We start from the raw sequence: 15,409 nt of genomic DNA, 5'->3' as shown, positions 1-15,409 counted from the left end.
GTCTCCTCAGGTTGTCCAACGGACGTCCCCGGGCGTCGAAGCGCTTCGACGAATCGACCACGAGGTCACCGTCAAGATATTCAGGGTCGGGCGCCAACTATAGACGTATCGAGATTCGTCAAGCAACATCTCGCCCGGCGCCGCCGTCGGCGGGGTGGATCGTGGTGGCGGGTTCCCCCTGGCGGGCCTGTTCCAGCAGGCGGTTGCGGGCGGCCGCGCGTTCCTCGGCGTCGTCCTCGCGGGCGGCCCGCAGGATCTCCGCCGCCTGCTCCGGCGTGAAGGTGTACGGCTCTTTCCGCTTGAACAGCCTCATCCCGGCGCTCCTTCGTCGGCGGACCGGAACGCCCGGCCCCGACGGTTTCACGATGCCGCCGGGACGTCGCCGTGCGCGACGACGCAGGATGCGGCAAAACGGCCACACGACCGGCGACATTGCAGCGACAGATATCTATCGTCGGTTCATGTCCACACCCAACACCGCGCTCCGAGCGGTCCGCACCGGGATGCGGATGAGCCAGGACGACTTCGCCCGCGCCCTGCAGTCCGCCGGTTACCGGACGGGCGAACCCAACGACGCCAACAAGCGGCTCGTCCAACGGTGGGAGTCCGGCGCCATCGCGGCTCCCAGACCGCTGTACGTCCGCGCCCTGGAGGTGGTCACCGGCCTGCCGATCGAACTGCTCGGCTTCGCCTCCGTCACCGGCGAGAGCGTGGCCGGCAACGACCGGGACGGCCACGACCTGTCCTCCAGCCTGTCCGACCTGTCCGAACTGGTCGCCCCGACCACGACGCCCCGACCGGCCGGGGCACACGGGTCGTACGGGGGCGTGTGGCGCAGCCGTTACCAGTACCACTCCAGTGGCCGGAACCAGTCGTACGCCGGTCAGCATTTCGTGGTGGTCATCCAGCACGGCGACCGGCTGACCGCCCGCAGCCTGCCCGGCTCGGCGCCGTCGGCGCTGTCCCTGGACGTGACCGTGGACGGCAGCGTCATCACCGGCACCTGGGTGGAGCAGACCGACCCGGCCGGCTACTACCGAGGGGCCCGCTACCACGGCGCGATCCAGTTGCTGGTCGAGCCGACCGGCCGGCGGATGGCCGGCAAGTGGGTCGGCTTCGGCAAGGACCTGACGGTCAACACCGGCCCGTGGGAGCTGGTGTTCCAGGAGGCCTCGACCAGCAAGGCCACACTGGACCGCTACAACGTCGTACCGGACGACGTCTGACCGGCCGGACTCAGACCGGGATCTCGGCGCTCAGCACGATGGTGTTCGCCTCGGGCAGGCGGAGGAACTCGGCCTGACTGGCGGCGTTGTGGGCCAGGCCGATGAACAGCCGCTTGCGCCAGGCGGCCAGGCCCGGCCGGTCGGCACGGCGCAGCGTGATCCGGGAGACGAAGTAGGAGACCTGCTCCGGGGTTATCCCCTCACCCAGCGGGTGGGCCGCGATCCGGCGGACGACCTCGGGGAAGTCGGTGGCGTCCTGGAAGCCGAAGACGGCGGTGACGTGGATGATGCCGTCCGCCGGGTCGCCGAGGTGGTCGACGGTGAGCCGCCGTTCCCAGTCGATGTGCGGCACGTTCGCGGTCCGGCTGGTGATGATCACGATCTGCTCGTGCCGGACGTGGTTGTGCGCGACGTTCGCGCGCAGGGCCAACGGCGTGGTGTCCCGGTTCGCGTGCGGGAACACCGCCGTCCCCGGCACCCGGGGGACGTTCTCGGCGTGCAGCCGGTCGATGAAATCGGCCAGCGGGCCCTCCAGCTCGGTCCGCCGCGGGGTGACCAGCTCGGCTCCCCGCCGCCAGGTCATCAGGCTGGTGAAGACGACGGCCGCGATGAACAGCGTCAACCAGCCGCCGTGGCTGACCTTGGCCAGGTTCGCGACAAAGAAGACCAGCTCGACGCTACCGATGACGGACCCGAACAGCGCGGCCCGGCGGACCGACCAGCCCCACAGCGCCCGCGCCACGACCAGGAACAGGGTCGTGGTGATCAGGAACGTGCCGGTCACCGCGACGCCGTACGCGGCGGCGAGTTTCGTGGACGAGCGGAACGCGAACACCACCAGCAGGATCGCGGCGAACAGGCTCCAGTTCACCCCGGGTACGTAGATCTGCCCGTACTCCTTGCTAGAGGTCTGCCGGACCCGCAGGTGCGGCAGGAAGCCCAGCCGCATGGCCTCCCGGGACACCGAGAACGCCCCGGAGATCACCGCCTGGGACGCGATCACCGTGGCCACCGTGGCCAGCACGACCATCGGCAGCCGCGCCCAGCCCGGGAGCAGCAGGAAGAACGGGTTGGCCCGGCCGTCCGGCATCCGGACGATCAGGGCGCCCTGGCCGAGGTAGTTCAGGGTCAGCGCGGGGAACACGATCGCGAACCAGGCCCGGCGGATCGGCGTACGACCGAAGTGCCCCATGTCGGCGTAGAGCGCCTCGGCGCCGGTGATCGCCAGCACCACGGCGCCCATCGCGACGAACGCGACCATCGGGTGGTGCACCACGAACAGCACCGCGTACGTCGGCGACAGCCCGGCCAGGACGTCGGGATGCCGGATCACCTCGGCGGCCCCGGCCGCGCCCAGGCAGCCGAACCAGAACAGCATGATCGGCCCGAAGACCCTGCCGACCCGCCCGGTGCCCCAGCGCTGGCCGGCGAAGAGCAGGATCAGGATGATCACGGCGATCGGCAGCACGACCACGGCCAGTTCGGGATAGCTGACCTCCAGCCCCTCCACCGCGGACAGCACCGAGATGGCCGGGGTGATCACGCTGTCGCCGTAGAAGAGGGCCGCGCCCAGCGCCCCGAGCGTCAGTACGGTGCCGGCCCGGCGGCCGGCGGCGTCCCCCAGTGCCCGCCGGGCCAGGGCCGCCAGGGCCATCATGCTGCCCTCGCCGTCGTTGTCGGCGCGCAGGATGAAGAGGACGTACTTGATCGAGACGATCAGGGTGATCGACCAGAAGACGAGGGAGATCACGCCGTACACGTCGGGGACGGCGGGGGTGAGGCCGCGGTCGAGGGTGAAGACGGTCTTCAGGGCGTACAGCGGGCTGGTGCCGATGTCGCCGTACACCACGCCGAGCGCGGCCACGAGCAGCACCATGCCGGCCGCCCGGGCCGGCGGCCGGCGCCCGGCGCGGATTTCCGGGGCCCCCAGGGCGTCCTCCACCGGCCCGGCACCACCCGGCTGGTCGTTCCCCCGTGCGGACACCTCTCAGGCATACCAACCGGCGTGCCGCCCGTTGACCGGAACCCGGAAACGAACCCGCCGGCGGCGGCGTACCCGGGGACCGGGTCAGGCGGCGGACGCCAGCTCGGCCCGGAGCGCGCGCACCACGTCGTCGACCGGGACGGGCACCAGGGGCCGACCGTCCGGTCCCTGCACAGCACCGCCACCCTCGCGTAACAGGACCATCGGCAACTCCTCCGGCCCGCACCGCAGGTAGCCACGCTTGTTGTCGTTCAGCAGGGTCCGGCGGAGCGACTCGTCGGACGGCAGCACGGCACGCGCACGCTCGGCCGAGAGCATGAGCCCCGCCAGCAGCCGCCGGTGTCGTTCGCGTTCCCGGTCGCCGCAGTAACCGAGGTCGCGGCTGATCCGGGCGGCCACGAGCATGCCCCAGGCCACCGCCTCGCCATGGCTGAGGCGTCCCCCGGAGAGGAACTCGACGGCGTGGCCCGCGGTGTGTCCGTACTCGAAGACCAGCGCCGTGCCGCGCTCTCGCGGATCTTGCGCCAGAAAGGGCAGCTTGGCGTTGATGCCGATGGCGCACAGGCCCTCGAAGGCAGCCGTCGGGTCCTCGGGCAGGATCCGCATGGCCGCCAGGAACGCGGCTTCCGCGTGCGGCGACACCGTCAGCACGTTCTTGGCCATCTCGGCCAGGCCGGTAGCCAGTTCGTGCCGGGGGATGGTGGTCAGCCACCGAAGGTCGACGGCTATCAGCGTGGGAGTGTGGAAGGCGCCGCACAGGTTCTTGCCACCGGCGAGGTTCACCGCCTGCTTGAGCGACAGCACGGAGTCGAACGCGGCGACCGGGGTGGTCGGCAGGTGGATCAGCCGGGTACCGCGGAAGAGCAGGGCGGAGGCGAGCCCGGCCACGTTGCCGACCAGACCACCGCCCATCGCGACGACGGGAGTTCGCCGGTCGGCGCCACGGGCGACGGCGAAGTCGAGCACCGACTGGACGACTGCCAGCGTCTTGCGGTCCTCGGACGAATCGAGGACGAACGGTTCGACGCGGATCCGGGTCGACAGCCGGTCGCGTACCGGCGTGAAATGGTCCGTCACCCGGCGGTCGACGACGCAGATCGCCGATTCGGCGTCGGGGCACGCCCGCAGCATCTCCGCGGCCACCGCCTCGGCACAGTCGATGCCGTACCGGTAGGGAACATCGGTGTCGGCGAACCGGATCGTTCTCTGCCGCAGGGGCGCGGCCGAGAGTCGTCTCATCGGCGCGTCATCCGACGTGGGCCCGTCTCGGGTTGTCGGGCACGATGTCGGCCGGGGCGAAGCCGGCCAGCAGCAGGTCCGGCCGGCGGAGGCGGACGGCGCCGGAGACCGCGCCGGCGTCGAAGGCCCATTCCACGAGAGTCCTCGCCACCAGCGGTGGCGTGAGGCCGCCGCGGCGGTGCGCGTCGCGCACGAGCAGCGCGGCGGCGGTCGCGGGCCCCAGCCACAGCGCCCGCCGCGACGAGTGGGCGCCGAGCAGCGCGACCAGCGAGGCCACCACGGTCGCCGTGACCGGGTTCAGCCGGGTCCGCCGCCCCAGCGGATGGCGCGTGACGAGCCACTGCTCGGAGCGTCCGTACGTCCAGAGCCGGCGCAGCACCGTCGGCAGGGAGCCCGTGCTCCCGCTGGCGTGGGTGACGACGGCCTGCGGATCGCAGGCGATGACGAATCCCCGGCCGGTGAGCCGCAGGCCGAAGTCGACGTCCTCGCCGCCGACCAGATCGAGCGTATCGGTGCGGAACCCGCCGACCTCTTCGAAGGCGCTTCGGCGTACCGCCAGGTTGCAGGTCGTCGCCCAGGGGACCCGGTGCAGTCGGGCCGGCCGCTCCAGATCGTCGTTGAGCAGGGCGGAGCCGCGCATGAGCCGGAAAACCGGTCCGGTGCCGGGCTCGGGGAACGTCGGCCCGGCGATCGCGGCCACGTCGGCGTCCGCCCGGTCGATCCCGGCGGCGTAACGACCGAGCAGGTCGGCCGTCGCCCGACAGTCGGAGTCGAGGAAGACGACCACGTCGTACCTGCTGTCCCGGACCCCGATGTTGCGCTTGGCGCCGACGTTCCGAGGGCCGCGCAGGTAGCGCGCGCCGTACCGTCGGCACGAGTCACGATGTTGCCGGGCCTGGTGTGGTTCGGAATCGTCCACGACGATGACCTCGACCGGCACCGGGCACCGGGCCGCGGCCACCCGCACGCTCGCCAGCATCGCACGCAGTTCGGGCACCCGTCCCCGGACCGGCGTCACCACGGAAATGCCGTGAGCGGACGTCAACACGTTCCCCCCGTGCCGTCGGAATCGACCCTGCCCCGTCGGTCACCGACGGGGCAGCGCATCGACGAGCATCGTGTCTCGCGGGTCGCCGTCGCGTCAAGGGCGCCATGGTCCACATCGACCTTGACGGGCATTTTGCCGTCGGCAATGATTGCTGTCGGTCGATGCAATCGCGCTGCGGGGGAGCCTGTGCATGAGACGCCCGGTGGCGGCTTTCCAGCCACCTATCCATCAATGCCCGCCGACGTTCTCGGGTGGATCGAGGCATCGGATCCGAACCACGTGACGGGCCCGGGCTTCGTCGGGCTCGGGGCGTACCGGTCGTCCGCCCCGACCGAACCGACGATCCTGCGCCGGGCGTTGCGAGAACTGGTCGAACACCACGAGATCCTACGGACGGTTCTGCTGCCCACGTCGGACGGTTTCCGGCACCGGCCCGGTCCCCCGGGCGAGGTGCCGCTGCACGTCCTGGACGTGTCGGCACCGGCAGGCCGGGATCTCGAGCCCGAACTCCTCGCCGGGGTGGCGCGGGCACCGGACGCGCCGCTGCGGGCCGTGCTCGGGCGGCACCCGGCGGGGTGCACGCTTGTCCTGGTGGCGAACCACGCGTGCGCCGACCACTGGTCCATGGAACTGCTGGTACGCGATCTCGCGGCGATCGTGGACGGGCTGACCCACGACCGGCCGGTACGGCTGGAGGTGCATCCCTTCGCGGCCGCGGCAGGTGATGCCTACCACCGGCCGGCCACCCGCGTCGAACTCGCCGTACGCCATTGGCGGGACCTGCTGCGCGAGCTGCCGCCGCTGGTGCCACCGGTCGCCGCTCCCGGCCCGATGGACGCCGAGAGTCGATTCGTCCTGCCGGTGGACCGTACGGCGCTGGCGGCCGCGGCCAGGACGGCGCGCACGACGCCCTTCGTCTGCCTGCTGACGGCCTACGCGATGGCGTTGTCGGCCACCGCCGGCGTGGACGAGGTCGCCGTCCCGTTGTTCACCAGCGGACGCGAACGGCCCGACTGGGAATCGGTGGGCCCGTTCATGAACCTCGTCGCGATTCGCGTCCGGATCGGCGGACTGGCGGCGCCCGAGGCACTCTCGCGGGTGCACGACGCGTTCGTCCGGGCGCTCGCCTGTGAACAAACGTTGGCCCGCGTGCTGCCGCACGTGCCGGAGATCGGCGCGCTGTGCCGACCCGACGGCGTCCCGGCCGCCGGGTTCGAGCTGGTGCAGTTTCCGCCACCTGTCCCGTACCCGGCGTCGATGCCGCTCGACCGGCTGCCGATCGGCCCCCGGTACGGGGCCACCGTGCTGCCGCTGAGCGCGTTGCTCTGCTGGTTGCAGGCCGACGGTGTGGACGACTACGTCGGCACGATCCGTTACCGCTCGGGACTGGTGGACGCGGGATGGGTCGCCGACCTGGTCCGGTCCTTCGCCCGCAGCGTCAGCGACGTCACAAGCCCGAGGAGGCATCTTGTCGGTCCTGCCTGAGAGCCGCACGGAACTGGAAGCCGAGCTGATCGCGCTGTGGAGCGCCAAACTCGGCAACGTCCCGGTGACCCGCGACGACAACTTCTTCGAGCTGGGCGGCGACTCGCTGACCGCCGCGGACCTGCTCATGGACCTGTACGTGAAACTTCGGGTGGAGGTCAGCTCCTGGGTGCTCTTCATGCGCCCGACCGTTGCCGAACTGGCCGACGCGATCCTGCGGCCGGAACGTCTCGCGCAACCGGACTGACCGTGCGGCTGTCGTATGCCGCCGCCGCGGTGCCCGATGACCTGTCGACCGTGGATCTCGCCGATCCGCGGCTCTACGAGCAGGGTGAGCCGCATGCGGTGTGGCGCGCCCTCCGCGAACGCGACCCGGTCCACCGGCAACCGGTGCCGGGCCGGGGCAGCTTCTGGGCGATCACCCGGTACGCCGACGCCCAGCAGGTGATGCTCGACCACGACACGTTCAGCTCCACCAGCGGCGTTTTCCTCAACCTCCTCGGCCGCGCCGAACCGGCCCGCGGCCAGCAGTTCGCCTCCTCCGACCCGCCCCGGCACACGCAACTGCGCGCACCGATGCAGCACCGGGTCAGCGCCGCCGGGGCGGCCCGTCACCTGGCGGACATGCGCGGCGAGATCCGGGCCATGCTCGACGTCGGCCTGGGCGGCGGAACGTTCGACCTGATCGAGGCCTTCGCACCGCTGCCGATGGTGGCGCTGGGGCCCCTGCTCGGCATCCCACCCGCCGACTGGCCCGCGCTGCTGCGGCTGGCCATGATGTCGGTCGCCGAGGAGGATCCCGACTACATGCTGCCCGCCGGACCCGAAGCCACCCTCGAACGGGCGCACCGCGAGCTCTTCGGTTACCTGACCGACCTGGTCGTGCGCCGTCTTCGCCAGCCACGCGACGACCTCATCGGCATCATGTCGGGCCTGCGCACCGACGACGGTCCGCTGCGGCCCGGTGCGATCGTGGCCAACGCGTACAGCATCGTGCTGGGCGCCGCGGCGGCGATCCCGCACGTCCCGGCGGCCGCCATGCGGGAACTGGCCCGGGCGGACCTCTACGGTCGGCTAGCGGACCGGCCGGACGCGCTGGAGACCCTGGTCGAGGAGGCCCTGCGGTGGGCCACTCCGGCTCAGCACTTCATGCGCGTCGCGACCCGCGCCGTCCGCGTCGGTGGGGTGCTCGTCGAACCGGGCGATGCGGTGGTCGTCTGGCTGGGCTCGGCCAACCGCGACGTCGCCGCCTTCGAGTCCCCGGACGAGTTCGACCCGTGGCGCTCACCCAACAGACACCTGGCGTTCGGCGCCGGCCGACACTACTGTTTCGGCAACCACTTCGCCCGGCTCGCGCTCCGGATCCTGTTCGCGGAGATGTTCGCCCGCTACGCGGCGATCGAGCCGTCCGGGGCGCCGACGCACGTGCGATCGACGTGGCTGGCGGGTTTCAAGCGGTTCCCCGTGACGGTAACGCCGCGGTGAGTTCGTCGATGCGCCGGCGATCCAGCTTGCCGTTCGGCAGGCACGGTAACCGCTCGACGACCACGACGACGGACGGCACGGCAGCCAGCGGCAGGTAGCGCCGGGCGTGTCGGCGCAGAGCCTCGGGGTCGGGATCCACCTCCCCGTGGGCGACGACGTAGGCGGCCAGCTGCGGCCGCTGACCGTGCCGCCCCGCCACACCGACCGCCGCCGCGCCGACGTGCTCGTGCCGGGCCAACACGTGCTCGATCTCGCCGAGCTCGACGCGTGCGCCACCGAGCTTCAACTGGCCGTCGGCCCGGCCCCGGAACTCCAGCGCCCCGTCGGCCCGTACCCGGGCGCGGTCGCCGGTGCGGTATGCGGTGCCGTGGTTGGGCGCGGCGACGTGCGGTCCCTCGATCCACATCTCACCCACCGCGCCGGGCTCCACCGGTCGTCCGGCGTCGTCGCGTACCTGAACCGAGGTGTTCGCGAGGGGCCGGCCGATCGGCACCGAATCGCCCGCGGCGTCCGTCGGGACACACCGGTGGACGGTGCTCCACACCGTGCATTCCGTCGGCCCGTACTCGTTGTGCAGTTCGGTCCCGGGAAGCTTGTCGAAATGGGCCGCGACCAGCCGCGGCGGGCACGGCTCCCCGGCCACGACGACGACGCGCAGGCTGGCCAGCAGGTCGGACAGGCCGCCGGAGACGAGCAGCTGGTACAGCGAGGGAATCATCAGCAGGTGGCTGGCCCGGTGGTACGCCGCCGATCTGGCGACGGCGACCAGGTCCGCCGGCCGGTCGCTGGGCACGATCAGCGTGCCTCCGCTCACCAGGGTCCAGTAGATGCCCGCCACGGAGCTGTCGAAGGAGATCGACGAGCAGAGCAGGAACCCGGACACCGGCTCACGGTAGTAACCCAGCCGGGTGAAGGTGGAGAAGGCCAGGCACGACAGCGGTACGTCGACGCGCCCGGGAGTCCCGGTCGACCCGCTGGTGAAGCAGGTGTACGCCATCCCCGACCCGGTCGGCGTCTCGCCCTCGCCGATGGACAGGGGAACCGGGTCCGGCTCCCGCAGGGCCAGCCGCGCGCCCGAGAGTTCGGTCATGAGTCGCTGACGGTCGGCCGGGAAGCCGCTGTCCACGGGCACGTACCGGCCGCCCGCGCGGAGGGTGCCGAGCATCGCCACCACGGCCCACGGCGACAGCCGCGAGTGAAGCACGACGCCGTCTCCGGCCCGCAGCCCCGCGGCGCGCAGCCGCTCGGCGACGGCCGCCGACTCCCGGTCCAGCTCCCGGTACGTCAGCGTGCCCTGCGGCCCGACGAGCGCCGGCCGGTCCGGTACGCGCGAAAACTGTCCGTCGATAGTGGACAGCAGATCGTCGCTGGAGAATGCCCCGCCGGTCACCTCAGTCTCCCGTCATTCCTAGCCAGCCGCGTCCCGTTGCCGTACTATTCGATGCTAATCGATGCAGAGCGTGGGTGCGGTTTCGTCTTCTCGCCACGGGGGTTCAGTTCGTGACGTCATCCGCTTCTCCCGTCCGACCGTTGGCTCCCGGCCAGGAGATGCTGTGGGAATTCGCCCGGTCACTGTTTCCCGACCGGCCGGGCGCGCTGGGCATCAACGCGGCCGAGGCGGTCAGTCTGCGCGGCCCCCTCGACGTGCCGCGCCTGCGAGCGGCCATGGCGGACCTCATCGCTCGTCACGACGCGCTCCGCCTGGTCTTCGTCTCCGGCGGCGACGACCCGTCGATCCGCTTCCTGGACGACGTTCCCGTTCCCCTGTCCGTCACGGACCTCTCCGGCCTGCCGGCCGAGCTGCGGACCGTACGCCTCGACGAACTGCTGCGCGGGGCCGAGGACCGTCCCTTCGACGTGTACACGGCCCCGCTGTGGCAGGTGCGGCTCATCCGGCTCGGCGACTCGCACCACGTGCTGGCCGTGACGCTGTGCCATCTCATCGCCGACGGCCGGTCGGCGCAGTTGGTGCTGCGTGACCTCGGGGTGGCGTACGGCTGCCGCGGCGGCGCCGTCGCACCACCGGCACCGGTCTCCGGCTACTCGACGACGATGGACACCGGCCGCCTCGACGGCGAACGGGCCCGGGCGGCCGCGGAGTACTGGCGTGACCGGTTACGGCCGCTGCCCCGCGAGGAGGTCTTTCCGTCCGTGGACCGCTCGGCCAGCGTGGACACCGGCATCGAGCTTCGGGTCCGGGTCGACTTTCCGGACCGGGTCACCGCCGGCCTGCGGCACGCCGCCGCGGCGCACCGGACCACACCCTTCCTCGTCATGCTGGGCGCCTACCGGGCCCTCCTCGCGGCGTCAACCGGCCGGCCGCGGACCGTCATCGGCACCACGACGTCGGGCCGGGGGCCGCGCACCGCCGAGGTCGTCGGTCAGTTCACCACCAACACCTACGTCGCCACGACGGTACCGGCCGATGCGACACTGGCCGACGTCGTTCGTCTCGTTCATGGCGAGTCGGCACTGGCCATCCGCCACGCGGCACCGTACAAACTGGTCGCCTCGGCCGCCAATGACGACTTCTCCCGGCAGCGCCCCTGGCCGCAGATGAACCTGTACGACGTGTGGTTCCAGTCCGACCTACCGCCCCGCCCACCGGTCTTCGCCGGCCTGACGGTGTCCCCGGCGCCGGTCGGGCCACCCGCCGACGCGCCGTCCGCGGAGGCGGTCCCCGTACCGTTGCGGCCGGACCAACCCGGATGGCTCGCGATGACCCGCAAGAGGGTGACCCCGTGGGTGCTCGCCGACACCGGCGGGACGGGAATCACCGTGGCCTACGGTCCGGCCTTCTTCGACCGGCGGCAGGTGACCGACTGGACCCGCGACTACGTGGCCGTGCTGACCGCGTTGTTCGAGGAGCCCGACCGGAGGCTGACGGACATCCGGCTGAGCGCCGAACGGCGCCCGGTGGGTACGTCCGGCGCGACGGCTCCGGCATGACGGACACGTCGAACGCGCCTGGTCGGTCACCGGCCCGGGCGGTGGGCGCGCTGCTCGCCATGGCCGTCGGCGCGTTCTGCTTCGTCGCGATGGAGACCCTGCCCGTCGGCCTGTTGCCGCTGATCGCCGGGGAGTTCCAGGTTTCCCTGCCGAACGCGGGTCTCCTGGTGACCGGGTACGGCCTGACCGTGGCGATCATGTCGGTACCGCTCGCCTACGCCACCGGGCGGGTTCCGCGCCGGCTGCTGCTGTCCGTACTGCTCGGGGTGTTCGTCGTCGCCACCCTCGCCTCGGCGGCGGCGGCCAGCTTCACCGTCCTGCTGGCGGCTCGGGTGGCGGTGGCCCTGAGCCAGTCCGTCTTCTGGGCGATCGTCGGTCCGGCCGCGGCGAGCCTGTTCTCGGTCGAGGTCCGGGGACGCGCCGCGGCCACCGTGTTCTCCGGCTCGGCCCTCGCCCCGATGCTCGGCGTCCCCGCCGGCACCTGGCTGGGACAGCAGGCCGGCTGGCGGGCGGCCTTCTTCGGGCTCGCCGCGGTGGGGTTACTGGCCTTCGTGCTGGTGGCCACGCTGATGCCGACCTCCCCGGTCGGGCAGGGACACGCGGCCTCCGGCACCGCACCGAGCACGCGGCGCTATTTGCTGCTGGTCGCGCTGACCATCCTCGTGATCGCGGGCATGTTCGCCTGCTTCACGTACACGACTCCGTTCATCACCGACGTCGCCGGGATTCCCGCCGCCGGGGTGAGCCTCGTGCTGCTGCTGCGCGGCGTGGTGGACCTGGTCGGGGTGATCCTGGGCGGAATGCTCGTCGATCGACGGCCGCACCTCGTCATGATCGGTTCTGTCGCCCTGACCCTGGTGTCCCTGCTGGGCCTGTGGGCGTTCGGGCCGTCGCCGGCCGCCACGATCGCCATGCTGGCGGTGTCCGGCTTCGCGCTCGGAGCGATGAGCCCGGCGTTGACCAGCCGGGTGTTGGAGGTGGCGCCCGGCAACTCCGACCTGGCCTCCGCCGGCAATTCCGCCGCCTTCAATCTCGGTATCGCGGGCGGCTCAGCGGTCGGCGGCCTTGCGCTCGGCCTCAGCGGGCTGCGTGCCACGGCGTTGGTGGGGGGCCTGCTCGTGGTCGCGTCGCTGGTGCTGGCGGTCGTCGATCCGGCGCTGGCCCGGGCCGACCGGAGGCGGGAGTCGGACCCGGCTCCGGCTCCGGCGGCTGCCCTGACCGCCGACACCCGCTAGGAGAGCGATGGACTTCAGCCTGTTCTACTTCGCCGACGACGCGGACGCGAAGGAGGATCGCTACCGGCTGCTGCTCGAGGGAGCGCGCTTCGCCGACGACCGCGGCTTCGCCGCCGTCTGGACCCCGGAACGGCATTTCCACCGCTTCGGGGGTCTGTTCCCGAACCCGGCGGTGACCGCGGCCGCGGTCGCCGCGGTGACCACCCGGATCGGGGTACGCGCCGGCAGTGTCGTGGCACCGCTGCACCATCCGGTGCGCATCGCCGAGGAGTGGGCGATGGTGGACAACCTGTCCGGCGGCCGGTCCGGCATCTCCCTGGCCTCCGGTTGGAATCCGCAGGACTTCCTGTTCGCTCCGGAAGCCTACGAACGGCGCCGGGAACTCACCGTCGAGGCCATCGAGACGCTGCGCGCGCTGTGGCGCGGCGAGCCGTGCGACGCGGGTCCTCCGGGCGGGATCTACCCCCGTCCGGTACAGCGGGAACCGCGGATCTGGCTGACCAGCGGCGGCAGCGTGACGACCTTCGCGGCCGCCGGCCGGGCGGGGGTGGGCGTGCTGACCAACCTGCTGACCTACGGATTGGACGATCTTCCCGAACGGGTCCGCGCGTACCGGCAGGCCTACGCCGAGTCCGGCCATGACGGTTCCGGGCACGTCGTGCTCATGCTGCACACGTACCTCGGCGAGCGGCGTACCGCGACGTTGGAGACGGCGTCCGCTCCGCTGCACCGCTACCTGATGACGGCCCTGGACCTGAACCTGCGCGCCGCCGGGTTGCCCGTGGGTGACGGCCCGGCGCCGTCGGATGACACCTTCGTGCCGGTCGTCGTGGTCCGGGCCGCGGACCGGTACTTCCACCGGGACGGGCTCTTCGGCACGGTTGCCGACGCCCGCGTCGTGGTGGAGCGGGCCCGTGCGGCGGGGGTCGACGAGATCGCCTGCCTGATCGACTTCGGGGTGCCGGTGGAGGCCGCACTGGCCGGCCTGCAGTACATCGACGAACTCCGCCGGGTCTGCGCGCCCGGTTAGCCGCGCGGGGAACGCCCCGCGGCGATGACCCCGGCCACCTTCCCCACGGCCGCCGTGATGTCGGCCATGTCCTGCTCGGTGCCGAGGAAAGCACTGTGGTGGAACAACACCGAGTGTGCCGCGAGGTACTCGGCACCCGGAAAGGCGCGGTCGCGGTGCAGGGCGACGAAGCGGTCGCTGAGCGCGGCCAGTGCCGGCCTGGTCCACGGCCGCAGCAATGCGCTGCGGTGCAACGGCGTACGCGGGGTATAGACCCGCAGGCCGAGCTCGGCGCTCAGCGCGTCGGCGACCCACGCGTTGCCGGTTTCACGCGGCAACGGGTCGAAGACGATCGGGACCTCGTAGAGCGACAGCCGGTCCTGTTCCGGCGCCGGTCGCAGCAGCCGGACCCCGGGCACGTCCGCCAACAGCCGGGACAGCACCTGGTAGTTGCGATTGCGCACGTCGTGCTGCGCCTCAAGGAGGTCGAGCTGGGCACAGAGCAGCGCCGCGCCGAACTCGTCCAGGCAGTGATTGGCGCCCATGACCGTGGCGGTCTCCGCCAGGTCCAGCTCGCCGTCGCGAGCGGCACCGTGATAGCGGCGGGAGTCGGCGCGCAGTTCCTCCAGCCGCGGCGCCAGCGCGTCGTCGTTCGTGACGACGGCCCCACCCTCGCCGCAGGTGAGCACCTTCGAGTGCTGCATGCTGAAGCACCCGAGCAGGGCGAGCGATCCGGCCGCACGACCCTGCCACCTCGCACCGTGTGCCTGTGCGGCGTCCTCGATGACCACCGCGCCGTGCGACGACGCGGCCCGGCTGATCGTCGGCACGTCCGCCATGCGGCAGGCCCAGTGCACCACCAGCACCGCCGCCGGCGTGGACGAGAAGTCGAGCGCCTCGGCGTCCATGGTGCCGGTGGCCGGATCCGCGTCGACCAGCAGCGGCACCAGGCCGGCCCGGAACACCGCCGTCGCGGACGCGGTCCAGGTCAAGGCCGGTACGAGGACGATGCCTCCGTATTCGAGGCCGAGCGACTCCAGAGCGATGAGCAACGCGCTGGAGCCGTGATCGGTCGGCACACAGTGCCGGGTGCCGACGTAGCCGGCGAACCGGCGCGCGAATCGTTGCTCGGCCAGCTCCCGCCGGTGCGGGCTGCTGATCGCCCAGCGGCCGCTGTACAACACCGATCGAAGCTCCTCCTCGGCCCCGGCCGCCACCTGCGGCCAGTCCGGCCAGGGCCGTCCCGACCGCACCGGCGTCCCGCCGTCGACGGCAAGCGTGTCCCGACGATCCCGGCTGCCCCGCATGACGCTCCTCCCGACGGCGTCCCGCCTATTAGGAATAGACCGGCTTGATCTTATTAAGCCAGCCCACCTAGCGCTTCGACTGTCCAAGTGGCGATCGTCGCATGGACATTCTATTGACTTTCCGCACGTCAATGTGCGTCATATCGGAATCACGCCTGCACCTCCAACCCGTGACCACCATCCGGGCGGTTGGCCTGCCCCGCTGGACAAGTCCAGCTATGACTGTTATCAATAGGTGGAACGCTGGATGCCAATTCGTTACTCTCGTCAAGGTTGCGGCGGAAAGCTCCTGGTCAAGCCTTCAAAAAAGGGGTTGCACCGGTTGACGGGATGTCGCAGTCCATGCACACCGGATCGAAGCGAAAGGTCGATGTAACGGCCGCGTGGTAACCGATGCGCTTCGCATAAACGGACCCGGCCGGCGAATCTCTGGTACGGGGGG

13 protein-coding genes are annotated in these 15,409 nt (G+C 71.5%); 7 read left to right on the top strand and 6 right to left on the bottom strand.

The window, feature by feature from the left end; translation table 11 throughout:
- Positions 1–118: 118 nt before the first annotated feature.
- A complete protein-coding gene (locus ACFOX0_RS17065) occupies positions 119–313 on the bottom strand; it encodes a hypothetical protein (RefSeq protein ID WP_377546783.1) in 195 nt (64 codons plus the stop codon).
- A 148-nt stretch (positions 314–461) separates the two neighbouring features.
- On the opposite strand from ACFOX0_RS17065, the gene ACFOX0_RS17060 reads away from it, so the two are divergent.
- A complete protein-coding gene (locus tag ACFOX0_RS17060; protein ID WP_377546780.1) occupies positions 462–1,226 on the top strand; it encodes a helix-turn-helix domain-containing protein in 765 nt (254 codons plus the stop codon).
- Positions 1,227–1,236: 10 nt separating this feature from the next.
- Here the strand turns inward: ACFOX0_RS17060 and ACFOX0_RS17055 are convergent, their stop codons facing one another.
- The 3 genes from ACFOX0_RS17055 to ACFOX0_RS17045 form a co-directional block, all read right to left on the bottom strand.
- Positions 1,237–3,210 (bottom strand): potassium transporter Kup, encoded by a 1,974-nt coding sequence (locus ACFOX0_RS17055; protein WP_377546778.1) that lies wholly within the window; start codon positions 3,208–3,210, stop codon positions 1,237–1,239.
- Positions 3,211–3,294: 84 nt separating this feature from the next.
- On the bottom strand, positions 3,295–4,449 hold the full coding sequence (locus tag ACFOX0_RS17050) for a 3-dehydroquinate synthase family protein (RefSeq protein ID WP_377546777.1): 1,155 nt from the start codon (positions 4,447–4,449) through the stop codon (positions 3,295–3,297).
- Between the two features lie 7 nt (positions 4,450–4,456).
- Positions 4,457–5,497 carry a glycosyltransferase family 2 protein gene (locus tag ACFOX0_RS17045; protein ID WP_377546774.1) on the bottom strand — a complete coding sequence of 347 codons (1,041 nt, stop codon included), beginning with the start codon at positions 5,495–5,497 and terminating at the stop codon, positions 4,457–4,459.
- Between the two features lie 231 nt (positions 5,498–5,728).
- On the opposite strand from ACFOX0_RS17045, the gene ACFOX0_RS17040 reads away from it, so the two are divergent.
- From ACFOX0_RS17040 to ACFOX0_RS17030, 3 genes are read left to right on the top strand one after another with little or no spacing between them, the layout of a single operon-like run.
- Positions 5,729–6,982, top strand: coding sequence for a condensation domain-containing protein (locus tag ACFOX0_RS17040; RefSeq protein WP_377546771.1), 1,254 nt, complete (start codon positions 5,729–5,731; stop codon positions 6,980–6,982).
- The gene (locus ACFOX0_RS17035) at positions 6,966–7,229 is read left to right on the top strand and encodes an acyl carrier protein (RefSeq protein ID WP_377546769.1); all 264 of its coding nucleotides are present in this window, start codon (positions 6,966–6,968) and stop codon (positions 7,227–7,229) included. Before ACFOX0_RS17040 ends, ACFOX0_RS17035 begins: the two co-directional genes overlap by 17 nt.
- 2 nt (positions 7,230–7,231) lie before the next feature.
- Positions 7,232–8,467, top strand: a complete 1,236-nt coding sequence (locus tag ACFOX0_RS17030; protein WP_377546767.1) for a cytochrome P450 — start codon at positions 7,232–7,234, stop codon at positions 8,465–8,467.
- On the opposite strand, the gene ACFOX0_RS17025 is transcribed toward ACFOX0_RS17030, so the two are convergent.
- Entirely contained in the window at positions 8,433–9,857 is a 1,425-nt protein-coding gene (locus ACFOX0_RS17025) for an amino acid adenylation domain-containing protein (RefSeq protein ID WP_377546764.1), read from the bottom strand. The genes ACFOX0_RS17030 and ACFOX0_RS17025 overlap by 35 nt on opposite strands.
- 140 nt (positions 9,858–9,997) lie before the next feature.
- On the opposite strand from ACFOX0_RS17025, the gene ACFOX0_RS17020 reads away from it, so the two are divergent.
- The 3 genes from ACFOX0_RS17020 to ACFOX0_RS17010 are packed head-to-tail and all read left to right on the top strand — an operon-like array spanning position 9,998 to position 13,681.
- Positions 9,998–11,416 carry a condensation domain-containing protein gene (locus ACFOX0_RS17020; RefSeq protein ID WP_377546762.1) on the top strand — a complete coding sequence of 473 codons (1,419 nt, stop codon included), beginning with the start codon at positions 9,998–10,000 and terminating at the stop codon, positions 11,414–11,416.
- Positions 11,413–12,651 carry an MFS transporter gene (locus ACFOX0_RS17015; RefSeq protein ID WP_377546759.1) on the top strand — a complete coding sequence of 413 codons (1,239 nt, stop codon included), beginning with the start codon at positions 11,413–11,415 and terminating at the stop codon, positions 12,649–12,651. The genes ACFOX0_RS17020 and ACFOX0_RS17015 overlap by 4 nt, the downstream gene beginning before the upstream one ends.
- 7 nt (positions 12,652–12,658) lie before the next feature.
- Positions 12,659–13,681 carry a MupA/Atu3671 family FMN-dependent luciferase-like monooxygenase gene (locus tag ACFOX0_RS17010; protein ID WP_377546756.1) on the top strand — a complete coding sequence of 341 codons (1,023 nt, stop codon included), beginning with the start codon at positions 12,659–12,661 and terminating at the stop codon, positions 13,679–13,681.
- Here ACFOX0_RS17010 and ACFOX0_RS17005 read toward each other — a convergent pair.
- Positions 13,678–14,967, bottom strand: coding sequence for a DegT/DnrJ/EryC1/StrS family aminotransferase (locus ACFOX0_RS17005; RefSeq protein ID WP_377546754.1), 1,290 nt, complete (start codon positions 14,965–14,967; stop codon positions 13,678–13,680). The genes ACFOX0_RS17010 and ACFOX0_RS17005 overlap by 4 nt on opposite strands.
- Positions 14,968–15,409: the final 442 nt, after the last annotated feature.

Origin of the sequence: Micromonospora zhanjiangensis, assembly GCF_042650605.1 — a bacterium.
Lineage (GTDB): Bacteria > Actinomycetota > Actinomycetes > Mycobacteriales > Micromonosporaceae > Micromonospora_J > Micromonospora_J zhanjiangensis.
The sequence above is the reverse complement of the archived record's forward strand: the minus strand, read 5'-3'. Positions and strand labels throughout refer to the sequence as shown.